General features: G+C 58.6%; 22 protein-coding genes. 11 read left to right on the top strand and 11 right to left on the bottom strand.

Translation table 11 applies throughout. The annotated features are described in order from the left end of the window. Genes ACR0C6_RS07260 through ACR0C6_RS07250 form a run of 3 tightly spaced genes read left to right on the top strand, consistent with a single transcriptional unit; the run spans position 1 to position 2,383 of the window. Positions 1-948: a branched-chain amino acid ABC transporter permease gene (locus tag ACR0C6_RS07260; RefSeq protein ID WP_171228442.1), complete on the top strand. Its 948-nt coding sequence runs from the start codon at positions 1-3 to the stop codon at positions 946-948. Further along, positions 945-1,676 carry an ABC transporter ATP-binding protein gene (locus tag ACR0C6_RS07255; protein ID WP_480444696.1) on the top strand — a complete coding sequence of 244 codons (732 nt, stop codon included), beginning with the start codon at positions 945-947 and terminating at the stop codon, positions 1,674-1,676. Before ACR0C6_RS07260 ends, ACR0C6_RS07255 begins: the two co-directional genes overlap by 4 nt. Beyond that, entirely contained in the window at positions 1,676-2,383 is a 708-nt protein-coding gene (locus ACR0C6_RS07250) for an ABC transporter ATP-binding protein (protein ID WP_152457508.1), read from the top strand. The genes ACR0C6_RS07255 and ACR0C6_RS07250 overlap by 1 nt, the downstream gene beginning before the upstream one ends. Before the next feature lie 87 nt (positions 2,384-2,470). Here ACR0C6_RS07250 and ACR0C6_RS07245 read toward each other — a convergent pair whose 3' ends face one another. Together ACR0C6_RS07245 and ACR0C6_RS07240 are read right to left on the bottom strand one after the other, a co-directional pair. Next, on the bottom strand, positions 2,471-3,475 hold the full coding sequence (locus tag ACR0C6_RS07245) for an Ldh family oxidoreductase (protein WP_480618741.1): 1,005 nt from the start codon (positions 3,473-3,475) through the stop codon (positions 2,471-2,473). A gap of 31 nt (positions 3,476-3,506) precedes the next feature. After that, on the bottom strand, positions 3,507-5,936 hold the full coding sequence (locus tag ACR0C6_RS07240; RefSeq protein WP_480618740.1) for a GcvT family protein: 2,430 nt from the start codon (positions 5,934-5,936) through the stop codon (positions 3,507-3,509). Between the two features lie 322 nt (positions 5,937-6,258). On the opposite strand from ACR0C6_RS07240, the gene xylB reads away from it, so the two are divergent. From xylB to ACR0C6_RS07225, 3 genes are read left to right on the top strand one after another with little or no spacing between them, the layout of a single operon-like run. Next, a complete protein-coding gene (gene xylB, locus ACR0C6_RS07235) occupies positions 6,259-7,716 on the top strand; it encodes a xylulokinase (RefSeq protein ID WP_480618739.1) in 1,458 nt (485 codons plus the stop codon). Continuing rightward, positions 7,716-8,663, top strand: coding sequence for an aldose epimerase family protein (locus ACR0C6_RS07230; RefSeq protein WP_480618738.1), 948 nt, complete (start codon positions 7,716-7,718; stop codon positions 8,661-8,663). Before xylB ends, ACR0C6_RS07230 begins: the two co-directional genes overlap by 1 nt. Then, the gene (locus tag ACR0C6_RS07225) at positions 8,660-9,958 is read left to right on the top strand and encodes a cytochrome-c peroxidase (RefSeq protein ID WP_480618737.1); all 1,299 of its coding nucleotides are present in this window, start codon (positions 8,660-8,662) and stop codon (positions 9,956-9,958) included. Before ACR0C6_RS07230 ends, ACR0C6_RS07225 begins: the two co-directional genes overlap by 4 nt. Here ACR0C6_RS07225 and ACR0C6_RS07220 read toward each other — a convergent pair whose 3' ends face one another. Together ACR0C6_RS07220 and ACR0C6_RS07215 are read right to left on the bottom strand one after the other, a co-directional pair. Next, on the bottom strand, positions 9,959-11,458 hold the full coding sequence (locus ACR0C6_RS07220) for a CRTAC1 family protein (protein ID WP_480618736.1): 1,500 nt from the start codon (positions 11,456-11,458) through the stop codon (positions 9,959-9,961). It lies immediately after the preceding gene. A 1-nt stretch (position 11,459) separates the two neighbouring features. Further along, complete coding sequence (locus ACR0C6_RS07215) at positions 11,460-12,677, bottom strand: ROK family transcriptional regulator (protein ID WP_480444709.1); 1,218 nt, start codon at positions 12,675-12,677, stop codon at positions 11,460-11,462. A gap of 153 nt (positions 12,678-12,830) precedes the next feature. Between ACR0C6_RS07215 and xylF the strand changes: the two genes are divergently transcribed. The 5 genes from xylF to ACR0C6_RS07190 all read left to right on the top strand — a co-directional run bounded on the left by xylF (position 12,831) and on the right by ACR0C6_RS07190 (position 18,894). After that, positions 12,831-13,850, top strand: a complete 1,020-nt coding sequence (xylF, locus tag ACR0C6_RS07210; protein ID WP_152457515.1) for a D-xylose ABC transporter substrate-binding protein — start codon at positions 12,831-12,833, stop codon at positions 13,848-13,850. 75 nt (positions 13,851-13,925) lie between these two features. After that, on the top strand, positions 13,926-15,224 hold the full coding sequence (locus ACR0C6_RS07205) for a sugar ABC transporter permease (protein WP_480618735.1): 1,299 nt from the start codon (positions 13,926-13,928) through the stop codon (positions 15,222-15,224). Next, the gene (locus ACR0C6_RS07200; RefSeq protein ID WP_171119504.1) at positions 15,224-16,021 is read left to right on the top strand and encodes an ATP-binding cassette domain-containing protein; all 798 of its coding nucleotides are present in this window, start codon (positions 15,224-15,226) and stop codon (positions 16,019-16,021) included. Before ACR0C6_RS07205 ends, ACR0C6_RS07200 begins: the two co-directional genes overlap by 1 nt. Positions 16,022-16,031: 10 nt before the next feature. Then, a complete protein-coding gene (gene xylA, locus ACR0C6_RS07195; protein WP_480444712.1) occupies positions 16,032-17,339 on the top strand; it encodes a xylose isomerase in 1,308 nt (435 codons plus the stop codon). Positions 17,340-17,538: 199 nt separating this feature from the next. Beyond that, the gene (locus ACR0C6_RS07190; RefSeq protein ID WP_480618823.1) at positions 17,539-18,894 is read left to right on the top strand and encodes an MATE family efflux transporter; all 1,356 of its coding nucleotides are present in this window, start codon (positions 17,539-17,541) and stop codon (positions 18,892-18,894) included. 10 nt (positions 18,895-18,904) lie between these two features. On the opposite strand, the gene ACR0C6_RS07185 is transcribed toward ACR0C6_RS07190, so the two are convergent. The 7 genes from ACR0C6_RS07185 to ACR0C6_RS07155 all read right to left on the bottom strand — a co-directional run bounded on the left by ACR0C6_RS07185 (position 18,905) and on the right by ACR0C6_RS07155 (position 24,641). Further along, positions 18,905-20,002 (bottom strand): M56 family metallopeptidase, encoded by a 1,098-nt coding sequence (locus ACR0C6_RS07185; protein ID WP_480618734.1) that lies wholly within the window; start codon positions 20,000-20,002, stop codon positions 18,905-18,907. Next, positions 19,989-20,384, bottom strand: a complete 396-nt coding sequence (locus ACR0C6_RS07180) for a BlaI/MecI/CopY family transcriptional regulator (protein ID WP_152459841.1) — start codon at positions 20,382-20,384, stop codon at positions 19,989-19,991. The genes ACR0C6_RS07185 and ACR0C6_RS07180 overlap by 14 nt, the downstream gene beginning before the upstream one ends. Positions 20,385-20,449: 65 nt before the next feature. Beyond that, entirely contained in the window at positions 20,450-20,851 is a 402-nt protein-coding gene (locus ACR0C6_RS07175) for a DUF2160 domain-containing protein (RefSeq protein ID WP_480444716.1), read from the bottom strand. 8 nt (positions 20,852-20,859) lie between these two features. Further along, positions 20,860-21,657, bottom strand: coding sequence for a carbohydrate ABC transporter permease (locus ACR0C6_RS07170; RefSeq protein WP_152457520.1), 798 nt, complete (start codon positions 21,655-21,657; stop codon positions 20,860-20,862). Then, entirely contained in the window at positions 21,654-22,517 is an 864-nt protein-coding gene (locus ACR0C6_RS07165) for a carbohydrate ABC transporter permease (RefSeq protein ID WP_480444718.1), read from the bottom strand. The genes ACR0C6_RS07170 and ACR0C6_RS07165 overlap by 4 nt, the downstream gene beginning before the upstream one ends. Next, positions 22,514-23,590, bottom strand: a complete 1,077-nt coding sequence (locus tag ACR0C6_RS07160) for an ABC transporter ATP-binding protein (RefSeq protein WP_480444719.1) — start codon at positions 23,588-23,590, stop codon at positions 22,514-22,516. Before ACR0C6_RS07160 ends, ACR0C6_RS07165 begins: the two co-directional genes overlap by 4 nt. Before the next feature lies 1 nt (position 23,591). Continuing rightward, positions 23,592-24,641: an ABC transporter ATP-binding protein gene (locus ACR0C6_RS07155; protein ID WP_480618733.1), complete on the bottom strand. Its 1,050-nt coding sequence runs from the start codon at positions 24,639-24,641 to the stop codon at positions 23,592-23,594. Positions 24,642-24,686: the final 45 nt, after the last annotated feature.

Raw genomic sequence — 24,686 nt, 5'->3', positions numbered from 1 at the left:
ATGGGTCTGCGCTGGTTTCATTTTGTCCTTTGGGGCGGCCTGATTGCGGGGATGCTGCTGCTGCCCCAGATCGTCTCGAACGGGACGCTGCGCACGATGATCTTTGCCAACTATCTGGCCATCTTTGCCATCAGCTGGGATGTGCTGTCGGGCAGGACCGGGTATGTGAGTTTCGGGCATCCTTTTCTGATCGGTATCGGGGCCTATACGACTGCCATCCTGACCAAACGGTTTGACGTGCCGGTCGAAATCTCAATCCCTGTGGCCGTGCTGGTCACGATGATCGCAGGCCTGATTGTGTTGTTGCCCGCTCTGCGCATTCGCGGCAGCTACTTCGCGCTGGTCACACTGGCTTTCATGGAGCTGCTCTATCAGCTGGTTCAGGTGATCCGCCCGGATCTGACCGGCGGCACACGCGGGATGTCGGGAATTCAAACTCTGACACGCGGCGCTGCAAACGGCTACTACCTGTCCACGGCCCTGATGCTCGGCGTGGCGGTCAGCATGTGGCTGCTGATGAAAACCCGGCTGGGCACTGCACTGGCCGCCATCGGGATGAATGAAGAAAGCGTGCGCGGTTCGGGGCTCAGCACCACGCGGTTGAAGGCCTTTGCGTTTTTAACCAGCGCATTCATCGCAGGTCTGGGTGGGGCGTTCTATGTCCATTACCTGGGCTCACTCGCGCCCCGCGCGCTGTTTGACATCAACTTTCTTTTCACCATCATCGTGGCGGCATTGCTGGGCGGAACATCGACCATCATCGGCCCCATGATCGGTGCGTTCTTCATGACGTTCCTTCTGGAATACCTGCGCCCCGTGCTTCCCGGGGCTGAACGGTATTTCGTCTACGGTGCCATCGCACTGCTTCTCTACATGTATCAGCCAAAGGGATTGGTTGAGCTTGTGCAACGCGGCTTTCAAAGACTGCGGAAAGGGGGGCTGGCATGACCGTTGCGCTGAAAGTTTCCGGTCTCGTCAAACGGTTCGGCGGGCTGGTGGCCACGAATGATCTGTCCTTTTCCCTGCAAGAAGGAGAGTCGCTGGGCCTGATCGGTCCGAATGGCGCGGGAAAGACGACGGTATTCAGCCAGATCATGGGCGAATTGCGGCAGAACAGCGGTATGATCGAGCTGTTCGGCAATGAGATTTCGGCACTGTCGACGCCTCAGCGTATCCGGGCCGGGGTCAGTAGAACCTATCAGATACCTCGGCCGTTCGGCGACATGAGTGTTGCAGAAAACATCAGGGTGGGCCTGATGCCGGACGACATCTGGCGCATGATCGTTTCGCCGCCGGATACGGACAGGGAAAAAGAGCTCGCGCTGAGTGTCGGGTTCACGGAAACGGATCTGAGCCGCTCACCCGCCGAACTGGCCATGGGTGATCTGCGCAAGCTCGAAATGGCCCGAACCATGGCCACCGCACCGCGTGTCATGTTGCTGGACGAGGTGTTTGCGGGTCTGACAGTTGGTGAAATCGCGCAGATTTCCGATCTCATACAATCCATGCGCAAGGACGGGATGACCTTTTTGATCGTCAGCCATGATTTGCCAGCATTGGAACCGTTGATCGACCGCGCCATCGCCATCGAGCGGGGCACCATGATTGCCCAAGGCGCGTTCAGCGACGTGATGAACGACGCGGCCGTTCAGGCCTCGTATCTGGGGAGCGTCTGATGTCCTATCTGGAAATCGAGAACCTGTCCGCGTTTTACGGCAAGGCCCAGGCGTTGACCGATATTTCGATCACGGTGCAGCCCGGCGAGATCGTCGCCGTGGTCGGCCCGAACGGTGCAGGTAAATCCACCTTGTTGGACAGCATCATGGGCCTTGTGAAAATCGAAGGCGACATCCGCTTGCGCGGGCACAGCCTTGCCGGTCGAAGCCCTTCGGAAATCGTGCGTCACGGGGTGGGCTATGCGCCCGAGCGGTTCAACCTGTTTCCCTATATGTCCGTGCGCGACAACCTGATGGTGGGGGCCTTCACCGCACGAGACGATATCGAAAACAACCTTGAGATGGTGCACAGTCTTTTCCCGCGTCTGCAAGAACGGGAAGGACAGGAGACGTCGACCCAATCCGGCGGGGAAAGGCAGATGGTGTCCTTTGGCAGGGCTTTGATGACCAGCCCGGAACTGCTGCTTGTCGATGAGCCGACGATCGGTCTTGCCCCGAAGATCTGTCACGAGATTGCCGAAGTCGTCCGTCAGCTGAACAAGGAATACGGGCTGACCGTCGTCATCACGGAACAGAATGCCAATTTTGCCCTGTCGCTTGCCAGCCGCATCTATGTGCTGGAGTCCGGGCGGATGCAGACGTCGGGTACAGCTGACGAACTGAGAAATGACAAACGCTTGCTCGAGGCCTATTTCGGCGGCCATTGAGTGGCTTGGTTGGCAAGCCGGGCAGGTGCTGTCCGGCCATTCGATGGCAGGTGCTGTCCGGCCATTCGATGGCGGGTGATTTCAGTTTCAGCCAAGTGCGGCCAGAACCTCGGTGCTCACGTCGATGCCATGGGCTTCGGCGGCTGCCCGTTTTGCAAGGCGACCGTCCCCCGGAACCCGGGCGGATCCGTTGCCGGAAATCTCGGCGCAGATGCGGGCGACATATTCGTTGAAGGCCGCGTTGCCGAACCGGGTGGGATCGATGGCAATCAGGGTAGCACCACCTTTGATGTTCAGGGCGCCGAAGGATTCGCGTTCTTCGTTGTCCACGGACAGGGTCCCACCGGCCAGCGCGGCGCCCAACACCTCAACCATGAAAGCGATCGCGGCTCCCTTATGCTCTCCGAACGGCAATAGGCTGCGGGTTTCAAGGATGGCATTCGGGTCTGTTGAGGGCTCGCCTTGGGGATCAAGACCGGCAGGGCGGGGCAGGTCGTGCCCCTCGGCAGCGGCCATGCGGATATCCATGAGGGCCACCATGGACGAGGCCTGATCCCAGACCACGGGCGCGTCGCCGTCACGCGGGCAGGCAAAAGACATGGGGTTGGTGCCAAAAACCGGGCGAACCCCACCTTGCGGAACCACCATGGACAACGAGTTGATCACGGCAAAGGCCACCAATCCGGCTTCGGCCAAAGGTTCGGTGTCAAACCGTAACGCACCCAGATGGTGGCAGTTAGCACAGGTGAACGCGGCAATCCCGTTTTCCCGGGCCATCGCGATCAGGTCCTTGCGGGCTGCTGCCGCTGCAACCTGATAATACCCGTTGTCGGCATCACAGCGCAAAACGCCCGGGGCAACCTTTTCGGTCTTGGGCTTCGCGTGCCCGTTGGCATAGCCGGACGTGAAGCTTTGGACATAGACCGGCAACATGCGCAACCCGTGACTGCGCGGGCCGTCCCGTTCAGACCGGGTGACGATATCGGCAAGTACATCACTGCTGCGCGAGTCCGCTCCGGCAGAAACAAGAACCGATTTGGCCAAGTCCCGAACTTCGGCAAGTGAAAGCGTTTTTGTCGGTTGTTCGGTCATCCGTTCGAGTCCCGTCTTTCTGTTTTCGCACTCAAGCGCGCGGGCGTGTGTTTGCGGGATCAACAGCACATGTGTCGATGACCACGGCGTCGCGCATCTCATTGTGGACCAGCACCTGCATTTTCGTTCCGGGCGCCGTCATGTTCTGTGGCACTAGTGCCATCGCAATGTCGTGGTTGCAATAATAAGAGAACCCGCCCGAGGTGACACGGCCGATCAGCTTGCCCCGAGCATAGACACCCTCGTCAAACATCACCGATGTTTCGCCAAAGGGCAGTTTCAGCGTGACCAACCGCCGGTACGCGCCTTCCTTTTTCTGTTTCAAAAGAGCAGCCTTGCCTATGAAGTCGCGACCATCTGTTACCACGAACCGATCAAGGCCGGCCTCGTATGGCGTCATGTCCTTGCAAATCTCGCGATTGATGGCGCGATAGGATTTTTCAAGACGCATGGATTCCAGTGCCTCAAGCCCGAAAGGTTTCACACCGGCCTTCAGCAGCAGGTCGACAAGATGGCGGTTGTAACCGACCGGGTGATGCAGTTCCCACCCCAGCTCGCCGGTATAGGACACGCGAAGCAGATGAACGCCCTTGGCGTACCCCACTTCACCCATTTGCGCAGAAAGCCAGGGGAAGGTTTCGTTCGACAGATCATTGTCGGTCAACGGTTGCAGGATCTCTCGTGCCTTGGGGCCAGCCAGAGCAATCACGCCCAATTGTTCTGAAACATCCTCAAGAAGGACAGAGCTGTCATTGGGCAGCAAACGTCGCAGTTGATCCCAGTTGTAGGCGCGCCAGTTCGGGGTGGAGACCAGGTAAAAATCATTCTCGGCATAGCGGACGACCGTATATTCCGCATCCATGCCGCCCTTTGGGTTCAACAAAAGCGACAGGTTCATTCGCCCGACTTTGGGCAGCCTGTTCGCCATGAGGCCATCCAGCCATTCGGCGGCCCCGGGTCCGCGCACGGTGAACTTGGTCATCGGCGACATCTCGATGAAACCGGCCACGTCACGGGTGGTACGCACCTCTTCCTGAACGCGTTCCATGTGGTTGGTGCGTCGGAAGGAATGTTCCGGAACAGCGTCCTCGCGCGATTTGGCGAACCAGCGCGGAAACTCATAACCGTTGAAGCTGGTCCAGACGGCACCATGCGCGCTCAGCAGATCGTAGGACCCCATCGTTTTCATCGGGCGCGCGCCGGGAAAATCTTCTCCGGGGATGTGCGCGTTCATGTGGGTTCCCCACGTTTCGCGCACCTTGTCCATGGTCCACCGCTTGGACGCGTAATCCGAAAAACGGCGGGGGTCGAGTTCAGACATGTCCATGCCCGGATTCCCATCGACAATCCAGCGGGCCAGGCGTTCGCCAACAGTGCCCCCCCACAATATGCCGCCGGGCATGCCTTCGGCCAGCCACAGGTTTTCATGCCCCGGTGCAGGCCCCGCAAGCGGCAACTCGTCCGGCGTCATCTGGAACGGACCTCGGGTGTTGGCCTTGATACCCACCCCAGCAAGTGTTGGAACCCGCTCGATGGCGCGTTCCCACTGCGTTTGGACCGCGTCGAAATCTTCGGGCAAGAGGTCGGCACCAAAGTTAGGCGGCACGCGGTCTTCGGCAAATAGCTTGAGGTCTTTGGTGAACTCATAAGGACCGAACTGAATGCCGCCCACATCTTCGCGCAGATAGGCACCGTAATCTTCATCCCGCAGGATCGGGAACTCGGGCAACCCTTGCGCGCGGCGTTCTTTCAGCAGCGGAACGGTTTCCGTTGTCCAATATTGGTGAACGATTGGAATGCAAGGCAGATCCAGGCCAACACGGCGCGCGTTTTCGCGGGCATAGTTTCCGGTTGCGAAGACAAGATGTTCGCAAGTGATCTCACCCTGATTGGTTGTAACCTTCCAAAGACCGTTTTCCAGTTTTTCATAAGCCTGCGCTTCGGTGTTCTGAAACACTTTGGCGCCTTTCTCGCGCGCCAGCCTGGCCATTGCCATGGTGATGTCGGCAGGGTTCACATAGCCGTCCTCGGTATGCAGGATGCCGCCGCGAATATGTTCCGATTGGTTGAGCAGAGGGTGCAGTTCGGCGATTTCCTCTGGCGTCAGCAGCTTGCAGGGCACACCGGCGGCTTCGGCAATCGAGACATAGGACAGGAACTCGTCCAAGCGTTCCTGCGTATTGGCAATGCGCAACTGGCCCACCTGGCGCAGCCCGACCGAGGCGCCGATCTTCTTTTCGACTTCGGAATAGATGCGGATGGTCTCCATCGTCATCTTCGAAACATTGTGGGACCGCACGAAGGTAACCAGCAGACCCGCCGCATGCCAGGTAGAGCCGGAGGTCAGCGTCGTTCTCTCCAGCATGACTGCATCTGTGCATCCATGCTGCGTCAGACCATAAAGAACCGAAGCCCCAACGCATCCGCCTCCTACGACAACAACCTTGGCATGTGACTGCATTCGACGCATTCCTTCCTAAGGCTGTTTTCGTTTCCAGAGGGTCAGTCAAAACGAAATCAGCGGGCTGAGAACTGATTGAACTGTTTACGTGAAATCCGCGTCAGGCAATTCGAAAAATTTTCCGGTCCAGCTGAGTTCAGTTAAACCATGATCGGGTTTGCCGATGATTTCACGCGGTCTGCGAGGCGGCCCGCAAAAATACCGGCCGACTCTTGTTTGGAATTGTTGTGTTAGCGCAAACTGTGCTGGTAAGGTCTGACATCGGCTTGGGGTGCGCTTTGTTGCGCCCGCGATCCGTGCGGCAAACGAAGGGGGAAATCGCGTGTATCTCGGTCTGGATTTGGGGACGTCGGGTCTTCGGGGAATTGTGGTCAGCGAAGAGGGCAAAGTCGTCGCCGAAGCCGAAGCAGGTGTCGAGACATCGATTTTGCATCCCGGCTGGTCGGAACAAGATCCGTCCGATTGGGTAGAGGCCTGCCAAAACGTCGTTGCCCAATTACGCGCGTTGAACGGTGTTGCATTTTCTGCGGTGCGCGGCGTCGGTCTGAGCGGCCACATGCACGGTGCCACGTTGCTGGATCGGGATGGCAATGTGCTGCGGCCCTGTATCCTTTGGAACGACACGAGATCAGCGCAGGAAGCTGCGGAGCTGGATGGTCTGCCGTCGATGCGCGCGATCACCGGGAACATCGTTTTTCCGGGCTTCACCGCACCCAAGCTGGAATGGGTGCGCGGGCATGAGCCTGACATGTTTGCGAAGACATCCAAGGTGTTGCTTCCGAAAGATTATCTGCGTTTCTGGCTCACCGGTTCCTATGTCAGCGACATGTCCGACAGCGCCGGTACGGCATGGCTGGACGTTGGAAAACGTGAATGGTCAGACACTGCGCTGGATCTAAGCCACATGCGCTGGGACCAAATGCCAGAGCTGGTAGAAGGCAGTGCGGCAGGCGGAGAGCTGCGGTCAGATATCCTTAGGCAATGGGGTCTGACCGGGCCCGTCGTGGTTGCCGGCGGGGCCGGTGACAATGCGGCGGCGGCCTGCGGTATCGGAAGTATTGGCGAGGGCAGCGGATTTCTTTCCTTGGGCACTTCGGGGGTGTTGTTGGTCGCAAAGGAAAGCTATGCGCCCGCGCCGGAAACAGCGGTTCATTGTTTTTGTCATGCGGTTCCGGATCGCTGGATTCAAATGGGTGTGATCCTGTCGGCCACCAACAGTCTCAACTGGCTGTCGCGCCATCTCGGTCAACCCGTCGGTGCGCTGGCGTCGACCCTGCCGGATTCGGTGAAGGGGCCGTCAAAGATCACCTTCCTTCCGTACCTGTCCGGTGAACGGACGCCTCACAACGACAGCGAAATACGTGGGGCATTCCTGGGGCTGGATATCGCATCGGAACCCGCTGATCTGACGCAATCCGTGACAGAGGGGGTTTCCTTTGCCATGCGCGATTGTTTGGAGGCGCTAAAAAGCACGGGCACCAATCCCGAAAGTCTGCTGGTCGTCGGTGGCGGGGCGCGGTCTCGGTTTTGGCTGGAAACACTGGCCACGGTTCTGAACACGCCGCTTGCTGTGCCCGATGGAAGTGGGTTCGGCGCAGCCATAGGCGCGGCGCGTCTTGCTGCATGTGCGGTGGACGGCACCGACCCCAAGGATGTCATGCTGGCCCCGAAAGTCGCAGAGCGTGTTGAACCACGTGTCGAACTGTCCGGCGCATATGAGGCGGAATATCAGCGGTATCGCGAATACTATGCTGCTTTGTCCCCTTTGGCCGCGCGCTGATGGCTGATCCGAAACCCATGCCTGTCGAGCAGGTCCTTCTGGAAGACGGAAACATGTCCGTTTCCCTGTTGAACTATGGCGCAATCACGCAAGGCTGGTGGCTTGGCGAAACACCTTTGATATTGGGCTACGAAAACCCGCAGGATTACCTGTCGGACCCGTTCTACCTTGGCGCGATGGTCGGGCGAGTGGCCAACCGCATCGGCGGGGCACAGTTTGCATTGCAGGGGCGCGTTCATCACCTGACAGCAAACGAAGGGCCGACCACGCTGCATGGTGGTCCGAGCGGGCTGTCGCTCAAATACTGGGATATCGTGAAAACCTCTCCAAATCAGGCGGTTCTGTCCTTGACTTCACCTGAAGGTGAAGGCGGTTTTCCCGGTGAAGTCAAATTCGAGGTGCATGTCGAACTGACCTGTCCGCGTCTGATCTACACAATCAGGGCGCGCCCGGATCGCCCGACGCCGATCAGCATCGCGCAGCACAATTATTACACTCTGGGCTGTCCTAAGGATATCCTGGACTGCCGGCTCAGGCTGAGGTCGAACCGGGTGCTGGCGTTGGGCGCGCGTTCCGTTCCTGCCGGAGATATATCCGCTGCCGGCGAAAGTGTGCCAGATTTCGCGTTGTCACGTACCGTCGGGCCAGAGGGGCGCGAGCTGGACCATTATTTTGTGTTTGATGACGGTGGAACCCATGATCATCCGGTCGCAGAGGTCACGGCACCTTCGGGATTGAGGATGAACCTGTATTCAGATCAACCCGGTGCACAGGTCTATGCCGGAGCACACCTGTCAGGTCGATTTAGCCCGTGTGCGGGGCTGTGCATTGAACCGTCAGGATTTCCGAATGCCGTGAATGTCCCTGCGTTCCCGTCCGTCATCCATACGCCGGACAACCCGTATCAACAAACTCTGACACTTGAGATATCCGAGGAACGATCATGAGACTTCAGATTGCAGCAAATGCCGTAGGCATCTGGATGTCGCTTTCAATTGCTCAGGCGCAAGACCTTGGTCCGAAACCGGAATTCATCGAACCTGACTTTGCAAACGCAGAGTTGGGGCAACTGCTGTTCTACGATCCGATCCTGTCGGGCAACAAGAACATCAGCTGCGCAACCTGTCATCATCCGAAGCTGGGAACGTCCGACGGGCTTTCACTGGGTATCGGCGAAGGTGGCGCTGGGCTGGGTGGTCAGCGCAAGGTCACACAAGACAACAGACCCGAACAGCGCATTCCCAGGAACTCGCCCGCGATGTGGAACCTCGGAGCGCTGGAATTCACGACGTTTTTCCATGACGGTCGCCTCGAGGCGGATCCGTCACAGCCCAATGGCATCAGAACCCCGTTGGGGACGCATATGAGGCCGGGGTTCAAATCGGCTTTGGCGGCGCAGGCGATGTTTCCGGTGCTGTCACCTGACGAAATGGCGGGGCACTATTCCGAAAACGAGGTTAGCAAGGCCGTACGACTCGGCTTGCTGACCCAAGAGGGTGGCGCTTGGGATCTGATCGCCGCGCGCGTGGCGGCGATACCAGAGTATCAAAGGCGATTTAATGACATTGCGCCCGGAGAAGACATCTCCTTTACCGCAATCGCCAATGTCATTGCCGATTTCATCGCGTTTGAGTGGCGGGCTGACAACAGCCTGTTTGATCGTGCGATGCGAGGCGAAGACAGGCTGCCCGAACAAGCGCAGCTGGGGATGCAGCTGTTCTACGGAAAGGCTGGATGCAGTGCCTGCCATTCCGGCTGGTTCCAGACCGATCACGGGTTCCATTCCATCGCCATGCCTCAGATCGGCCCCGGAAAATCAGCCCGTTTCGAAAATCATTTGCGGGATGACGGGCGACTGCGCGTCACGGGCGACAAGGATGATGCGTTCGCATTCCGCACGCCTTCGCTGCGCAACGTGACCCTGACGGCGCCATATGGCCACAGCGGTGCCTACGCACGGCTTGAGGATATCGTGCGCCATCATCTGGACCCGGTTTCCGCGTTGCGGAACTACGCCATCGAAAAGGCTGACCTGCCAGAGTTTTTCGGGGCAGAGGATCAAAAGGCTTTGCTTGATCCCTGGCATGTCAAAGCCATAGCTGCGTCAAACGATCTGGCGCCCATCGACCTGAGTGAAGACGAGGTCGATGCCATCCTGAGTTTTCTGGGCACGCTGGAAGATCCGGCTGTGCGGCTGGGTGTTCCCCAAACGGTTCCCAGCGGATTGCCCGTCGATCAGTGATCAACGGCCGAGGCGGATCACCTGATTGGCATCTACCTTCTGCCAATCTCCATGTTCACCATCAGGCCAGATCACCCGTACTTCTGCGGTTTCGAGGTCTCCTAAACCAAAGTGGTGGATCCCGGCAATTCCGCTGGCGTGCCCCCCGCCAATGGTCACTTCACGGGTTTGAATGCCCTCGGGCGTCCTGACCTCGATAAAACTGCCGACTGCCTGTCTGTTGGGGTGGCTCTGGCCGAGATCAATCATGAGCCAGTTGCCGGTGGTCGGCTCATTCTGGAAAACCTCAAGGTCCGAGCCGCGATTGACCACCACCAAATCCAGCCATCCATCCCCGTTGAAATCCGCCAGGGCCCCGCCGCGGGACTTTGCCATGGACGCGACACCAGCCTCTGATGCTGTTTCAACAAACTGACCGGCGGCGGTCTGCATCAACAGGTTGTTGGGGTCGTTCTGCGCCGCGTCGGGCATCTGCTCGACATTGCCTTTGGCGACGAAAATGTCGTCCAGCCCGTCATTGTTGACGTCCCCGAACTGTGCATGCCAGCCGGTCGAGGGGCGGCCGTCTTCTCCTGCATGTGGCCTGTGTGCCGTTGTTCCACGGTCGTAAGTCGCATCCCGCCATGTCGGCCCATCTGACGCAGGATCAAAAACCTGGAATTTCTGGTCCCCCATGGACGTCAGAAAAACATCGGAAAACCCGTCACCGGTCAGATCCCGCGAGGCGATTCCCATGCCCCAGATCGAATAGGGCAGCCATCCATCGGCCTCGCTGTACAGGCGCGGGGTGTCTTCCATAGCCCACAATTGCTCTTGCCCGCCACGCACATAGTAGTGGCGGTCATTGCTGACACGCAGATCCGCACGACCCGTGCGCGCCCAGTCGGAAAACAGGATCGACAAGGAACAGTGACCGGGTTCCAAACGGACAGGATCGCCGTACTTTTCGCCTTGGGGTCGGTACAGAAGCGTCGGTCCGCAAGCCTCAAAAGGTCCATCCGGATTGCTTCGGTCGACATAGGTCCCAAAGGCCAGCGTTGGCAGGGTTTCCCCGCGTTCCCAAGTGGCGGAAAAGCCGGTTGTCCAATGGTCCTGAGATTGAAAACCCAGTGCCGTGAACGGTTCGAACGCGCAGTTCGGTTTGCCGCGCAGCAACAGGTCTTTGCCTACGCGCAAAACCGCAAGGTCCAGGAACCCATCGCCGTCAATATCCACCGGGTATGCGCCGGTCACACGGGTCAAGGATAGCTGGTCAGGTGTTTCTGAACGAAAACTGACCTCTGTGTCGGATGTGTTGATGAACAATTGCGCTGGGCTTGATCCGCCTGCCACGAACATTTCAGGGCGGTCGTCATCATTGCAGTCGAAGACCGCGACACCCCCGCCGACGAAATGTTCCCAGCCGCCATCGTAAACATGGCCGGGGGTTTCCACCTTTTGAAAGCGGGGTGGAACGGTGTCCGCAGCGGCAGCGGAACCTGCCGCAAGCAAGATTGCCATCTTAATTCGCATGAGCCGCCAGTTCCCTGACCTTCAGGATAGAGACTTGTTCAATCCCATAAGCCGCTGCCCCTTTTGCCCACATTGAATCACCCCAGTGGTTGACCTTGATTTCCGGCAACGGCGCGTCGACGCTGACGACACCGTTTTGGACACGTGCCATCACCTCGTCTGAATGCAGGTAATCAAAGCGGCCTCTGGCGCCGGACAGGATAATGCACTCGGGGTCGAACAGATTGATCAGGTTCGAAACTCCCATCCCGAACATTTGGCCCGCGCGGGCCAGAACGGAAATGGATCGGGCGTCGCCGGCTTTTGCTGCTGCAAGTATATCGACAAGCGTGCGGGGATCCGTTGCTTCACTGGCGATCGTCGCTTCGCGGATCAGGGCGTATTCCCCCACATAGGCCTCGAGGCATCCGCGCTGCCCGCATTGACACAAGGCGCCGTCCAACTGAACTTTGAGGTGCCCGAATTCTGCGCCGCATCCGCGTTCACCGCGATAAAGCTTGCCATCAAGAACGATGCCCAGACCGATGCCGTGTTCGATCGTAACAACCAAAAAGTTCTTCAGCCCCTTTCCCAATCCAAAAAGCTGTTCCGCCTTTGCGACCAGATTGGCGTCGTTTTCGATGAAGGCGGGGCAGGGGAGCACCTTGGACAACAGCGGGCTCAAATCCACATTTCGTTCCGTCAGCGAAGATGACCAATGCACGAAGTTCTGATTTGCATCGATAAGGCCCGCGATGCCGATGCAGACACCGGACAAATCGGCAAGGGAACGGTTTGCCGAGGCGCAGGCCTGATCAAGCACGGCGCGGATCTTTTTGGCAAACGCATCCGGGGCCATGCGGGCTTGGTCCAGCGGATGCGTGTACGAAGTGATTTCGGTTCCTTCGAAATCCACGAGAATGACTGAAACCTGCTGGCGGGCGACTTTCACGCCCGCGATCAGATGTGACGCGCCATTCAGTTTGAGCTGTACCCGCGGTCTGCCGCGGCGTGCCGATTTGGAAGGCGTTTCGCTTTCTATTTCCGCAATCAGACCGGCAGACAGCAGATCGGCAGTGGCGGTCGTGATGGTCGCTGGGCTGGTCTCCAACGCGGTGGCGATGTCAATTCGCGAAATGGTGCCTGTGGCCCGGATTTTTTCCAGAACGCGCAGGCGAGTGACGTTCCTTTGGTCCGTGGCATTTGAAGAAGCTTTGCTTTTCAGCATCTTGCCCTCGCGAATCTGATCCCTGTTTCAACCTAGGTGGTTTTTTCAGTTACCGATAGCATAAATATTTTACCGACTGAAATAAATATGCTACTCAGAATTATCGGGGCCACGAATCATGAAACGATGGCTCAATGAAACCGGGAGGAAATCATGAAACGAATTCTCAGCGCCTCTGTCGTGGCGGTCCTGATGGGGACAGCTGCATTCGCAGAGCCCACGGTCGGCGTAAGCTGGTCGAATTTCCAGGAAGAGCGTTGGAAGACCGACGAAGCGGCGATCAAGGCTGCACTGGAAGCGGGTGGTGCGGAATACATCTCGTCTGATGCCCAATCTTCTTCAGCCAAGCAATTGTCGGATATTGAAAGTCTGATCGCCCAGGGCGTTGATGCGCTAATCATTCTGGCGCAGGATTCCCAGGCTATCGGCCCGGCAGTGCAGGCGGCGGCAGACGAAGGCATTCCGGTCATCGCGTATGACCGTCTGATCGAAGATGACCGTGCCTTCTATCTGACATTCGATAACGTTGAAGTTGGCCGGATGCAGGCCCGCGCGGTGTTCGAGGCGATGCCGAAAGGCAACTATGTTATGATCAAGGGCTCGCCCACGGATCCGAACGCGGATTTCCTGCGCGGCGGTCAGCAAGAGATCATCCAGGCCGCCGTTGACAGCGGCGATATCGTCATCGTGGGTGAAGCTTATACCGACGGTTGGTTGCCTGCGAACGCACAGCGCAACATGGAACAGATCCTTACCGCGAATGAAAACAACGTCGATGCCGTCGTGGCCTCGAATGACGGTACTGCCGGTGGCGTTGTTGCAGCCCTGACCGCGCAGGGCATGGAAGGCATTCCGGTCTCGGGTCAGGATGGCGATCACGCGGCGCTGAACCGGGTTGCCAAAGGTACGCAGACCGTTTCTGTCTGGAAAGATGCGCGTGAGCTGGGCAAAGCTGCCGGTGAAATTGCAGTTGCGTTGAGCAATGGAACAAGCCCCGAGGACATTGAAGGTGCCATCAAATGGACTTCGCCCGGCGGAACCGAGATGAATTCGGTCTTCCTTGCGCCTGTACCGATCACCAAAGACAACCTGTCCGTCGTGGTCGATGCTGGCTGGATTCCGTTGGAAGACCTGTGTCAGGGCGTCGAAAACGGCCCTGCACCCTGTAACTAAACCAAGTTCCAAACCATAATATCTCTGGCCCGCAAGGGTGGGCCAGAGATCATAGCTGAACATGAAAGATCGGATATGACCGAAACTTCGTCTCAGCCGGTACCCCAAAAAGCAAAGGCCAACCTGTTTCAGCAACTGGAACTGGATATGCGGCTATTGGGCATGATCGGCGCCTTCATCATCCTGTGCATTGGCTTCAACATCGTGACGGATGGCCGCTTTCTGACGCCCAGAAACCTGTTCAACCTGTCGATCCAGACCGTCTCGGTTGCGATCATGGCCTGCGGCATGGTGTTCATCATCGTCATGCGCCACATTGACCTGTCGGTTGGGGCGCTGCTGGCGACCACATCTGCCGTTATGGCGATGACGCAAACCGAGCTGTTGCCGAATGTTCTGGGCATGGGATTGAACCACCCGGCGACCTGGGCGATCACGTTGGTGGTTGGCCTTGTGGTGGGCACATTGATCGGCGCGTTCCACGGTTGGATGGTGGGGTATCTGACCATCCCAGCCTTTATCGTGACGCTTGGCGGTTTTCTGGTCTGGCGCAACGTCGCCTGGTACATGACCGACGGACAGACGATCGGCCCGCTGGACAGCACGTTTCTGATGTTCGGGGGGACAAACGGAACCTTGGGAACAACCGTCAGCCTTCTGTTCGGCCTTGCCGCCACGGCTGTTGCGATCTGGGCATTGTGGAGCGGTCGCCAGTCCAAAGCCGCTCATGGATTCCCTGTTAAGCCGGTCTGGGCTGAAGCAACGCTGGCCGGGATCATTGGCATCGCCATTATGGGTTATGTATTGATCGTCAACAGCTATGCGATCCCGACCCGTCGTCTTGAACGCATGTTCGAAGCGCGCGGCGAGACCATGCCGGAAGGGTTGGTCGTGGGATACGGCATTCCGATTTCGGTCCTGATCCTGATCATTGTGGCAGTGACATTGACCATCGTGGCCCGCAAAACCCGCTTTGGCCGTTACATCTTTGCCACTGGCGGCAACCCGGACGCGGCTGAATTGTCGGGCATCAACACCCGTTTGATGACCGTCAAGATCTTTGCCCTGATGGGGTTCCTGTGCGCGCTGTCGGCGGTTGTGGCCTCGGCCCGTCTGGCCAATCACTCGAATGATATCGGAACGCTGGATGAGCTGCGCGTGATTGCCGCTGCCGTCATCGGTGGAACCGCGCTGTCCGGCGGCATCGGAACGATCTACGGCGCAATCCTTGGCGCGTTGATCATGCAGGCGCTGCAATCGGGCATGGCCATGGTCGGCGTGGATGCGCCGTTTCAGAACATCGTTGTCGGCACCGTCCTGGTTCTGGCCGTCTATATCGACATCGTCTATCGCAAACGTCTGGGGGCGAAATGATGCAAGCACAAGAAACACAGAACCGGGCTTCGGGTCGCGGATCGGGCCAGCCTCCGCTGGTGGAAATGCGCGATATCTCGATTTCTTTCGGGGGCATCAAGGCGGTAGACCACGTCTCAGTTGATCTGTACCCGGGCGAAGTTGTGGGCCTTCTGGGTCACAACGGGGCCGGTAAGTCCACTCTGATCAAGGTGCTTTCGGGTGCCTATCAGATGGACCATGGTGAAATCCTGATTGATGGCAAGAAGGTTGAGATCAACAACCCGCGTGACGCGCGGGCCAACAATATCGAGACGATCTATCAGACGCTGGCGCTGGCAGACAATCTGGATGCAAGCTCGAACCTGTTTTTGGGGCGCGAGATGGTCACGCCCTTTGGTCTGGTCAACGATGCCGCGATGGAGGCTGAATGCCGCAAGATCATGGCTCAGCTGAACCCGAACTTTCAGAAGTTCAATGATCCGGTCTCGGCCCTGTCGGGTGGTCAGCGTCAATCGGTGGCCATTGCACGGGCGGTGTATTTCAACGCGCGTATCCTGATCATGGACGAGCCCACGGCCGCACTTGGCCCGCACGAAACACAGATGGTGGCGGACCTGATCCAACAGCTCAAGGCGCAGGGGATCGGGATTTTCCTGATCGACCATGATGTACACGCGGTGATGGAGCTGTGTGACCGGGCCTCGGTCATGAAGAACGGGCAATTGGTTGGAACAGTCGATATCGCAGACGTCACCGATGACGATCTGTTGTCGATGATCATTCTGGGCAAAAAGCCCGGCGAAAAGACGGAATGAGGTAAGCGAAATGACGAGCGGTTTTTTTCAGGGAATTGAAGAAGTCCAATTTGAAGGCGAGGACAGCAAGAACCCGCTCGCATTCCGTCACTACAACCCGGACGAGATCATCTTGGGCAAGCGCATGGAGGATCACCTGCGTTTTGCCGTGGCGTGGTGGCATTCCTTCGCGTGGGAGGGCGGAGATCCGTTTGGCGGCCCCACTTTCGAGCGCCCCTGGCACCCACAGGATGACATGGGCCGCGCCAAGATGAAGGCCGATATCGCGTTCGAGATGTTCCAGATTCTGGGACAGCCCTATTTCTGCTGGCATGATGCCGATATCCGTCCAGAGCAGGGGAACTTCGCCGACAATCTGCGCACGTTGAACGAGATCACCGACTATATCGGTGAAAAGATGCAGGCATCCGGCACCAAGCTGTTGTGGGGTACGGCCAACATGTTCAGCCATCGCCGCTGGATGGGCGGTGCCAGCACCAATCCCGATCCCGACGTCTTTGCCTTTGCTGCCGCCACGGTGAAATCCTGCATGGATGCCACCCACAAGCTGGGCGGAGAAAACTATGTGCTGTGGGGTGGGCGCGAAGGGTACGAGACGCTGCTCAACACCGACATGAAAACCGAGCTGGATCATATGGGCCGGTTCCTGAACATGGTGGTCGAGTACAAGCACAAGATCGGGTTCAAAGGTGCGATCCTCGTCGAACCCAAACCGCAGGAGCCATCAAAGCACCAATATGATTTCGATGCCGCGACCTGCATCGGTTTCCTGCGCAAATATGGGCTTGAGAATGAGGTCAAACTGAACCTCGAACAGGGTCACGCGATTCTGGCGGGGCACAGTTTTGAACATGAGATTGCAGTAGCCGCGGCCGAGGGGATGCTGGGCTCCATCGACATGAACCGGAACGATTATCAATCAGGATGGGATACGGATCAGTTTCCCAATAACACTCCCGAGGTTGCGCTAGCCTATTACCACATCCTGAAGGCGGGTGGGTTTACCACCGGCGGCACCAATTTCGACGCCAAGCTGCGCAGGCAGTCGATCGATGCCAAAGATCTGATCGCCGCGCATGTGGGCGGGATGGACATCTGTGCCCGGGGCCTGAAAGCAGCGGCAGCAATGATCGAAGATGGCGGATTGGAACAGGCGCTGGCTGATCGGTATGCGGGCTGGAATACGCCCGAGGCGCAGGCAATGCTGACCTCTGGTCTTGACGAGATTGCAGCGCGGGTGCTGGCCGAGGGTCTCAATCCAGATCCGCGCTCGGGGCGTCAGGAAATCCTCGAGAACTACGTGAACCGTTTTGTCTGATCCCCGTGGGTTCTAGCCGGTCCTGAAAATAACTTGTGTACAATGCCCCGGAAACGCGTGAGTTTGCTTCAGCGTTGGCCGGGGCTTTCCCTTGCCGGGCGCAACGGCATCAAAGGCCCGTCGGGGTCGAACAGGTGGGGCGAACAGGGTTTTGGCGGATCAATCGGCGGGCAAAGCGGTGTTTCTGAGCGGCAGTCTGATGCTGCATGTGACACGCATGTCATTGACCACCAGCATTGGCCTGATGGCCATTTTTGCCGTCGACTTTGTCGATATGATCTTCATCTCGATGTTGGGCAACGATGCGCTTGCGGCGGCGGTGGGCTATGCCGGTACGCTGCTGTTTTTCACCAACGCGATTAATATCGGATTGTCGATTTCCGCCGGGGCGCTGGTTGCGCGTGAACTGGGGGCTGGGCGGGCTGAACAGGCAAGACACTACGCGTCCAGCGTGGCCGTTATTGGGCTGATTGCCGGGCTGACGACCTCGGGACTGGTCTTGTTTAACCTCAGCTACCTGCTGTCCTTGCTTGGTGCGGAAGGAGAGGTTCTGAGGCTGGCGACGCGTTATGTGTCGATCATCCTTCCGACCATGTTCGTGATGTCCATTGCGATGACGGCGATGGCCGTACTGCGCGCCCATGGCGATGCGCGGAGGTCAATGATGGCCACGATCTACGGCGGGGTGGTGAATGCGGTTCTGGACCCGATACTGATCTTTGCGGTCGGGCTGGGGCTGGATGGGGCCGCTATCGCCTCGGTCCTGGCGCGGCTGTGCATGTTGGGGGCGGCGTTGTGGCCAGCGCTTCGGGTGCATCGGGGATTTGCGCGCCCTTCACTGAAGCAGGTTGCAAAGGACTTGCGCCCCGTGCGGGCGATTGCAATTCCAGCGGTGCTGACGAATGTCGCCACGCCGATCGGCAATGCAATCGTTGTGCGGGAAATCGCGCAATATGGAACGGATGCGGTTGCGGGCATGGCGGTGATCGGGCGGCTTTTACCGGTGGCGTTTTCGGTCATCTTCGCGCTGTCCGGCGCGATAGGGCCAATCATCGGGCAGAATTTTGGGGCCGAAAAGTTCGATCGCGTGCGCGCTGCCTTTCTGGCAGGGATCAAGTTCACGGCCCTTTATGTCGCTTGCATGTCGGCCATTTTGTTTTTGCTGCGCGCACCGATTGCGGATCTGTTTGCTGCCGAGGGCGAAACCCGCAGTCTGATCTATCTGTTCTGCGGCCCGTTGGCATTGGCTTCGTTCTTCAATGGCGTGATCTTCGTGACAAATGCCAGCTTCAACAATCTGGGGCATCCGGTCTATTCCACATGGATAAACTGGGGTCGTCACACTATCGGCACATGGGTTTTCGCGACGATTGGTTCACAGATCGCCGGTGCATCCGGCGTTCTGCTGGGGCAGGCGTTCGCAGGCGTCATCTTTGCAGTCATAGGCTGGGTTATGGTCGCGCGGGTCGTGGCGCGGTTGGAGCGCTCGCAAGCGCTCGAGCCTTTTTCAGATCAGGGTCGGCTTCATTCGCTGTTCGGGCGTCGCGGCTGGTGATCAGGTCGGATCAGTTCCCCTGATTGCGTGCTTCCAGCCGTTCCAGATTGACCACGGTTGACAGCATCAGGCGGTCATGGCTCCAGTCCTGCGTTTGCTGGATCGACGCAGACCCCAATGCAAGAAGGGTGGCGAAGGTCAGTGCCATCCCAAGGAACAGAGCGGGCAGGGTGGGCACCGCCGGCTGTGCATCGGTCAATGCAAGCACGCGCTGACGCAGCACGCGCTTGGCCTTGCCGCCCGTCACAAACGCGACATTCAGAACACGAGGATTGTTTGCCGAGATCGTACGCGCGCAGTAATCCAGCAGGCAGGAAGTGTATTCGCGCGCATCGATCCGTTTGCGGGTCACCACGGACTGGTCACATGCCAGTTCACGCAAGCGGCCAAACTGATATTTGAGCATCAGATAGGCTGGGTTCCAGAACAACAGCGGGCGCAGCATTTCAAAGCCCAGTTCCCATTCCACGTCACCGGCCCGAACATGCTGAAGCTCGTGCGCCAACGCAAAGCGCAGTTCGTGCGGGGTATCCAGCAGGTGGCTTGGCAGTACGACGTGGCGACGGCGCAATCCGCGCACGGCGAAGGGTACGGTGATGCGGTCAGAAAGACGGATGTCAACCTTGGCCGACTGCCGCCAAAGAAAGCTGGATTTGACTGTCTGACGGATCATCGCCGCGTCCCGCAGAGCGCGGGCCGCAAACACGGCGGCGACCAAAACAAGCAGCGTTACAAGGGCAGTGATCACCGGCTGTTGCCCTGACAATGCAAGGTCCACCCACCGTTCACGGGTGTTCAGCAAGGCCTCGAACTGGGTGGCGGGCATGGCGATATCGCCGCGCAGATAGGCGGCAACGGCGATGTCGCCAAGCGCCATGGCGCTGCCCGGCCAAGCGTAAGAGGCGAGTGATGACACGCCGAACGCAAGAAACGGGCTGATCAGTACGCACACGCACAGCGCCTTGAGCGCACGCAACTGCGCGACATAGCAGTGGCGCAGGGCTGTTCGGGTCATGGCTGCGCGGGCCGCCAGCCAGATGACGGCTGACAAGGCCAGCACGATGTTGAGTTCGATAAATGTGTCGAGAACCGGTCTAACCGCTGTCATTTTGCAGTCTCCTTTCTACCAGTGCTCGAATTTCCTCCAGGTCGGCTTCGCTCAGCCCCGCATCATCGACAAGCCGTGCCACCAGTGTGGCGGGTGTGTCGTCGAACAGAGTGCGGGACAGGTTTTGCAGAGACCGGGCCTGATATCTGTCCTTTTCCAGAAGCGGCTTATAGATCAGGGTCTTTCCTGTCTTGCGGCTTTCCACAAAACCTTTCTCGTCCAGAATACGCAGGATCGTGGCACCGGATGTATAGGCCAGATTGCGTTCCGAAGGCAGGCGGTCCAGGACATCTCGCACCGAGCCTTGCCCGAGGGCCCAGAGCTCGTTCATGAACTCCAGTTCAACCTCGGTCAGCAGATTTGTTGTCTTTTTCTTTCGCATCGATCTCGGTGTTGTCATGTTTAGTATGCCTGCCAGACAAGCATCCTTTCGCGATTTCTCAAAGTCTAAACTTTCCAGAACACAAAAACGCCCCAGCCGATAGACAGGAAAAGAGGTGTCCATACCGGCTGCCCGACAATGCCCAGCCATGCGAGGAAGATATAGGCGGACCCCAGAAGGGTGATGAAAAGCCGATCGCCCAATGTGGTTGTCAGCCCCAGTACACCGCGCCGTTCTATGCCATCGCGATACTTGAAGCCCTCAAGAACGCCAATCAGCGCGATGGCCGAAAAGATGCCGACAAATACGGCAAGTGTCGCCGGGGTCCAGGCCATCCAGAAATCGGGCCACAGTGGTGCAGTCCAGGAAAAACTTTTTTCCTCTTGCTGGCCGACACTGCCCCATCCGGCCTGCTGGGCAAGGGTCGTGGAAGGCAGGAAAAGAAGGGTGAGAAGAAGTTTACGCATATCGAACCTCACACACGTCCCATCGCGAAACCACGCGCGATGTAGTTGCGGACAAACCAGATGACGATGGCGCCGGGGATGATGGTCAGGGTGCCGGCGGCGGCCAGCAGGCCCAATTCATAGCCCGCGCTGGACGCGGTGCGGGTCATCACGGCGGCGATGGGTTTGGCCTCGACCGCGGTCAGGGTCTTGGCCAGCAGCATTTCCACCCAAGAGAACATGAAGCAGAAGAAGGCCGCCACGCCCACGCCCGCTTTGATATTGGGCAGGAAGATCGTCACGAAGAAACGTGGGAAGGAATAGCCGTCGACATAGGCGGTTTCATCCAGCTCTTTTGGAATTCCCCGCATGAAGCCTTCCAGAATCCAAACTGCCAGCGGCACGTTGAACAGTGTGTGGGCTAGTGCCACGGCCAGATGCGTGTCGAACAGGCCGATCGAAGAATAGAGCTGAAAGAACGGCAAGGCGAAGACCGCTGCCGGGGCCATCCGGTTGGTCAGCAACCAGAAGAACAGCTGCTTGTCACCTAGGAACCTGTAGCGAGAGAACGCATAGGCGGCAGGCAAGGCGACGCTGACCGAAAGCACCGTGTTCAACGTCACATAGGTGATCGAGTTGATATAGCCCCAATACCACGTCGGGTCCGTGAAGATGGTGATGTAATTCTCCAGCGTAAAGGTCTGGGGGAACAGGGAAAAGCCCGACAGGATCTCGTTCGTTGTCTTGAAGGACATCGCCACCAGCCAATAGATCGGCAGCATCAGGAACGCGATATAGAGGATCGGGATGAGAGACCGCTTCTTCATTGCGCGTCATCCTTTGTCATGAGGGTGTAGAAGAGCCACGAAACCAGCAGCGTGATGGCGAAATAGATCAGGCTCATCGCAGCCGCAGGGCCAAGATCAAACTGCCCCAGCGCGATCTTCACAAGGTCGATCGACAGCAGGGTGGTCGAGTTGCCGGGCCCACCCCCGGTCAGCACGAAGGGCTCTGTATAGATGTTGAAACTGTCCATGAACCGCAGCAGGACCGCGATCGTCAGAACTGTCTTCATCTTGGGTAGCTGGATGTAGCGGAACACCGACCAAGGGCTTGCGCCGTCGATTTTGGCCGCCTGATAGTAGGCGTCCGGGATCGACACGAGGCCTGCATAGCACAGCAACACGACGAGCGACGTCCAGTGCCAGACATCCATAACGATGACGGTGATCCAGGCCGAAAGCGGCTGTTGCGTCATGTCATAGTTGATGCCCAGAACGTCATTCAGGAAATATCCCAACAGACCGATTTTGGGCAGGGTGAAGATGTTCCACATGGACCCAACGACGTTCCACGGGATCAGCATCGGCAGGGCCATCAGCACCAGGCAGACAGGCACCCAGAAACCTTTGCGCGGCATCGACAGGGCCACGATGATGCCAAGAGGCACTTCGATGATCAGGATCAGGAAAGTAAACAGGAACTGTCGTCCAAGTGCGGCCTGAAACCGGTCCGACCGCAGGATCTGTTCGAACCAACCCAGGCCTTCCCAGAAAAACTGGTTATTACCAAAGGTTTCCTGCACCGAATAGTTGACCACTGTCATCATCGGCACCAGCGCGTTGAACGCGACCAGTGCCAGCACGGGCAGGACAAAGAACCATGCTCTTTGGTTTTCCGTTCTCATAGCGCCCGCTCCTCGGTTGCGATCCAGCCGTCGCGGTAGACGCGGGATTGTTCAGGTTTGAATTGCAGGAAGACCTGTGATCCGGGCTCGGGCACGCTGTGTTCTGCCACGGCCTTGAGGGCGGTATTGCCGACCATCGCGCTGACCACAAAGTGGCGACCGATGTCGGAAACCTTGGTCACATGCGCCGGGATGCCGGTCTCGCCCAAGCCGACATATTCCGGGCGAATCCCCAGATCGGTACGGCCGCCATCACCGTGAATGGGACCTTCCAGCATGACTTCGTGCCCTTCGAACAGGGCGCGGTCGCCGCGCGCCTCGCAGGGCAGCACGTTCATACCGGGCGAGCCGATGAAATGGCCCACGAACGTGTGCTGCGGGCGCTCGAACAGCTCCACCGGAGTGCCGATCTGCACCACTTCGCCCTCTTGCATCACCACGACCTCGTCCGCGAAGGTCAGGGCCTCGGTCTGGTCGTGGGTGACGTAGATCATCGTCGCCTTGACGCGCTGGTGCAGTTCTTTCAGCTTGGACCGCAGCTTCCATTTCAGATGCGGGTCAATCACGGTCAGAGGTTCATCGAACATCACCGCGTTTACGTCGTCGCGGACCAGGCCGCGACCCATCGAGATTTTCTGCTTGTTGTCCGGGCTGAGGCCGCTGGCACGGGTGTTCAGCATGTCGGTGACATCCAGCATCTCGGCGATCGCATCGACGCGGCGCTTGATCGTCGCCGGATCGACGCCGCGGTTCTTGAGCGGAAAGGCCAGGTTTTCGCCCACGGTCATCGTGTCGTAAATCACCGGAAACTGGAACACCTGTGCGATGTTGCGCTGATCAGGGGGCAGAGCGGTCACGTCACGGTCGTCGAACAGGATCTGCCCTTCGGACGGGGTCAGCAGGCCCGAGATGATGTTCAGCAGCGTGGACTTGCCGCAGCCCGACGGGCCCAGCAGGGCATAGGCCCCGCCATCACGCCAGGTCACGTCGATTTCCTTCAGCGCATAATCCTCGGGGCCTTTTGGCGACGGCATGTAGCTGTGGCGGAGGTTTGAAAGTTTGATCTGTGCCATGTCAGGCCACCCTTTTGCCGTCTTGGCCGAAATACCGGCAATGGGCCGGGTTCATGAAGAATGTGTGATCCTCGCCCACCTGATAGGGATGGACTCCGGCGGCCAGCGACACCCAGGCGTCCTCGCCATGCTGGAAATGCGCGCTGGAATCCGAACCCGAAAGCTCGGTCACGATCACGCGGCCGGTCAGTTCCACGTCCGCGTCAGACGTCCGGAACGGCGTCACACGATGCGGCCGCACCGCGACCATGTAATCTCCGTCGGCCATGTCGGTGACGGCCCAGCCACCTCCACCGGCCAGTTGCGCCTGGGCAGCGGAAACGGTGATGCGTGCGACATTGATCGGGGGGTCTGAAAAGACCCGCGCGGCGGCGATGTTCTCGGGGTTGCGATAGATGTCAGCGGTTGGCCCGAACTGGGTTACGCGTCCATCTTCCATCAGGGCGGTGTAGCCGCCCAGCAGCAGCGCCTCTTCGGGCTCGGACGTGGCATAGACCACCACGGCCCCGCGCCCGGCGAACAGCTCAGGCAGTTGCTCGCGCAATTCCTCGCGCAGCTTGTAGTCCAGGTTGGCCAGCGGTTCGTCCAAGAATACCGCGCGGCTGTCCTTGGCGATGGCACGCGCCAGCGCGGTACGCTGCTGTTGGCCGCCCGACAGTTCGTGCGGACGGCGGTACAGCATCGGGCGCAGTTGCAACAGGTCGGCGGCCTCTTCCACGCGGCCTTCGATCTCGGACTGCGCCATGCCCGCCACGCGCAGGGGCGAGGCGATGTTGTCGAATACGGTCATATGTGGGTAGTTCACGAAGAACTGGTGCACGAGGCTGATTTTTCGCTTCTGCGTATTCAGCCGTGTGACGTCCTGCCCATCCATCAGGACCTTGCCCGAGGCGATCGGGTCCAGACCAGCCATCATCTTGATCAGAGAGGTCTTGCCCGAGCCCGTCGCGCCCAGCAGCACGTTGAAGTGGCCTGTCTGAAGGGTCAGGTTTGTGGGCTTGATATGGATGACGTTGCCGACCCTTTTGGTCGCGTCTTGAAGTTCGATCATGTCCGTGGGTTCCGGTCCTTCAGTGCAATGCACTGGTCTTGAGGT

It is taken from the genome of Ruegeria sp. AL12 (genome assembly GCF_056540885.1).
This window is presented reverse-complemented; position numbering and strand designations above follow the sequence as displayed.

What these genes read in the sequence shown, in the direction of transcription:
- ACR0C6_RS07240 (WP_480618740.1), bottom strand. Translation starts at nt 5,936, where the DNA reads ATGCAGTCACATGCCAAGGTTGTTGTCGTAGGAGGCGGATGCGTTGGG.
- xylF (WP_152457515.1), top strand. Translation starts at nt 12,831, where the DNA reads ATGAAACGAATTCTCAGCGCCTCTGTCGTGGCGGTCCTGATGGGGACA.
- ACR0C6_RS07215 (WP_480444709.1), bottom strand. Translation starts at nt 12,677, where the DNA reads ATGCTGAAAAGCAAAGCTTCTTCAAATGCCACGGACCAAAGGAACGTC.
- ACR0C6_RS07180 (WP_152459841.1), bottom strand. Translation starts at nt 20,384, where the DNA reads ATGCGAAAGAAAAAGACAACAAATCTGCTGACCGAGGTTGAACTGGAG.
- ACR0C6_RS07245 (WP_480618741.1), bottom strand. Translation starts at nt 3,475, where the DNA reads ATGACCGAACAACCGACAAAAACGCTTTCACTTGCCGAAGTTCGGGAC.
- xylA (WP_480444712.1), top strand. Translation starts at nt 16,032, where the DNA reads ATGACGAGCGGTTTTTTTCAGGGAATTGAAGAAGTCCAATTTGAAGGC.
- ACR0C6_RS07230 (WP_480618738.1), top strand. Translation starts at nt 7,716, where the DNA reads ATGGCTGATCCGAAACCCATGCCTGTCGAGCAGGTCCTTCTGGAAGAC.
- ACR0C6_RS07190 (WP_480618823.1), top strand. Translation starts at nt 17,539, where the DNA reads ATGCTGCATGTGACACGCATGTCATTGACCACCAGCATTGGCCTGATG.
- ACR0C6_RS07250 (WP_152457508.1), top strand. Translation starts at nt 1,676, where the DNA reads ATGTCCTATCTGGAAATCGAGAACCTGTCCGCGTTTTACGGCAAGGCC.
- ACR0C6_RS07220 (WP_480618736.1), bottom strand. Translation starts at nt 11,458, where the DNA reads ATGGCAATCTTGCTTGCGGCAGGTTCCGCTGCCGCTGCGGACACCGTT.
- ACR0C6_RS07200 (WP_171119504.1), top strand. Translation starts at nt 15,224, where the DNA reads ATGCAAGCACAAGAAACACAGAACCGGGCTTCGGGTCGCGGATCGGGC.
- ACR0C6_RS07185 (WP_480618734.1), bottom strand. Translation starts at nt 20,002, where the DNA reads ATGACAGCGGTTAGACCGGTTCTCGACACATTTATCGAACTCAACATC.
- ACR0C6_RS07170 (WP_152457520.1), bottom strand. Translation starts at nt 21,657, where the DNA reads ATGAAGAAGCGGTCTCTCATCCCGATCCTCTATATCGCGTTCCTGATG.
- ACR0C6_RS07165 (WP_480444718.1), bottom strand. Translation starts at nt 22,517, where the DNA reads ATGAGAACGGAAAACCAAAGAGCATGGTTCTTTGTCCTGCCCGTGCTG.
- ACR0C6_RS07205 (WP_480618735.1), top strand. Translation starts at nt 13,926, where the DNA reads ATGACCGAAACTTCGTCTCAGCCGGTACCCCAAAAAGCAAAGGCCAAC.
- ACR0C6_RS07225 (WP_480618737.1), top strand. Translation starts at nt 8,660, where the DNA reads ATGAGACTTCAGATTGCAGCAAATGCCGTAGGCATCTGGATGTCGCTT.
- ACR0C6_RS07160 (WP_480444719.1), bottom strand. Translation starts at nt 23,590, where the DNA reads ATGGCACAGATCAAACTTTCAAACCTCCGCCACAGCTACATGCCGTCG.
- ACR0C6_RS07255 (WP_480444696.1), top strand. Translation starts at nt 945, where the DNA reads ATGACCGTTGCGCTGAAAGTTTCCGGTCTCGTCAAACGGTTCGGCGGG.
- ACR0C6_RS07260 (WP_171228442.1), top strand. Translation starts at nt 1, where the DNA reads ATGGGTCTGCGCTGGTTTCATTTTGTCCTTTGGGGCGGCCTGATTGCG.
- ACR0C6_RS07155 (WP_480618733.1), bottom strand. Translation starts at nt 24,641, where the DNA reads ATGATCGAACTTCAAGACGCGACCAAAAGGGTCGGCAACGTCATCCAT.
- ACR0C6_RS07175 (WP_480444716.1), bottom strand. Translation starts at nt 20,851, where the DNA reads ATGCGTAAACTTCTTCTCACCCTTCTTTTCCTGCCTTCCACGACCCTT.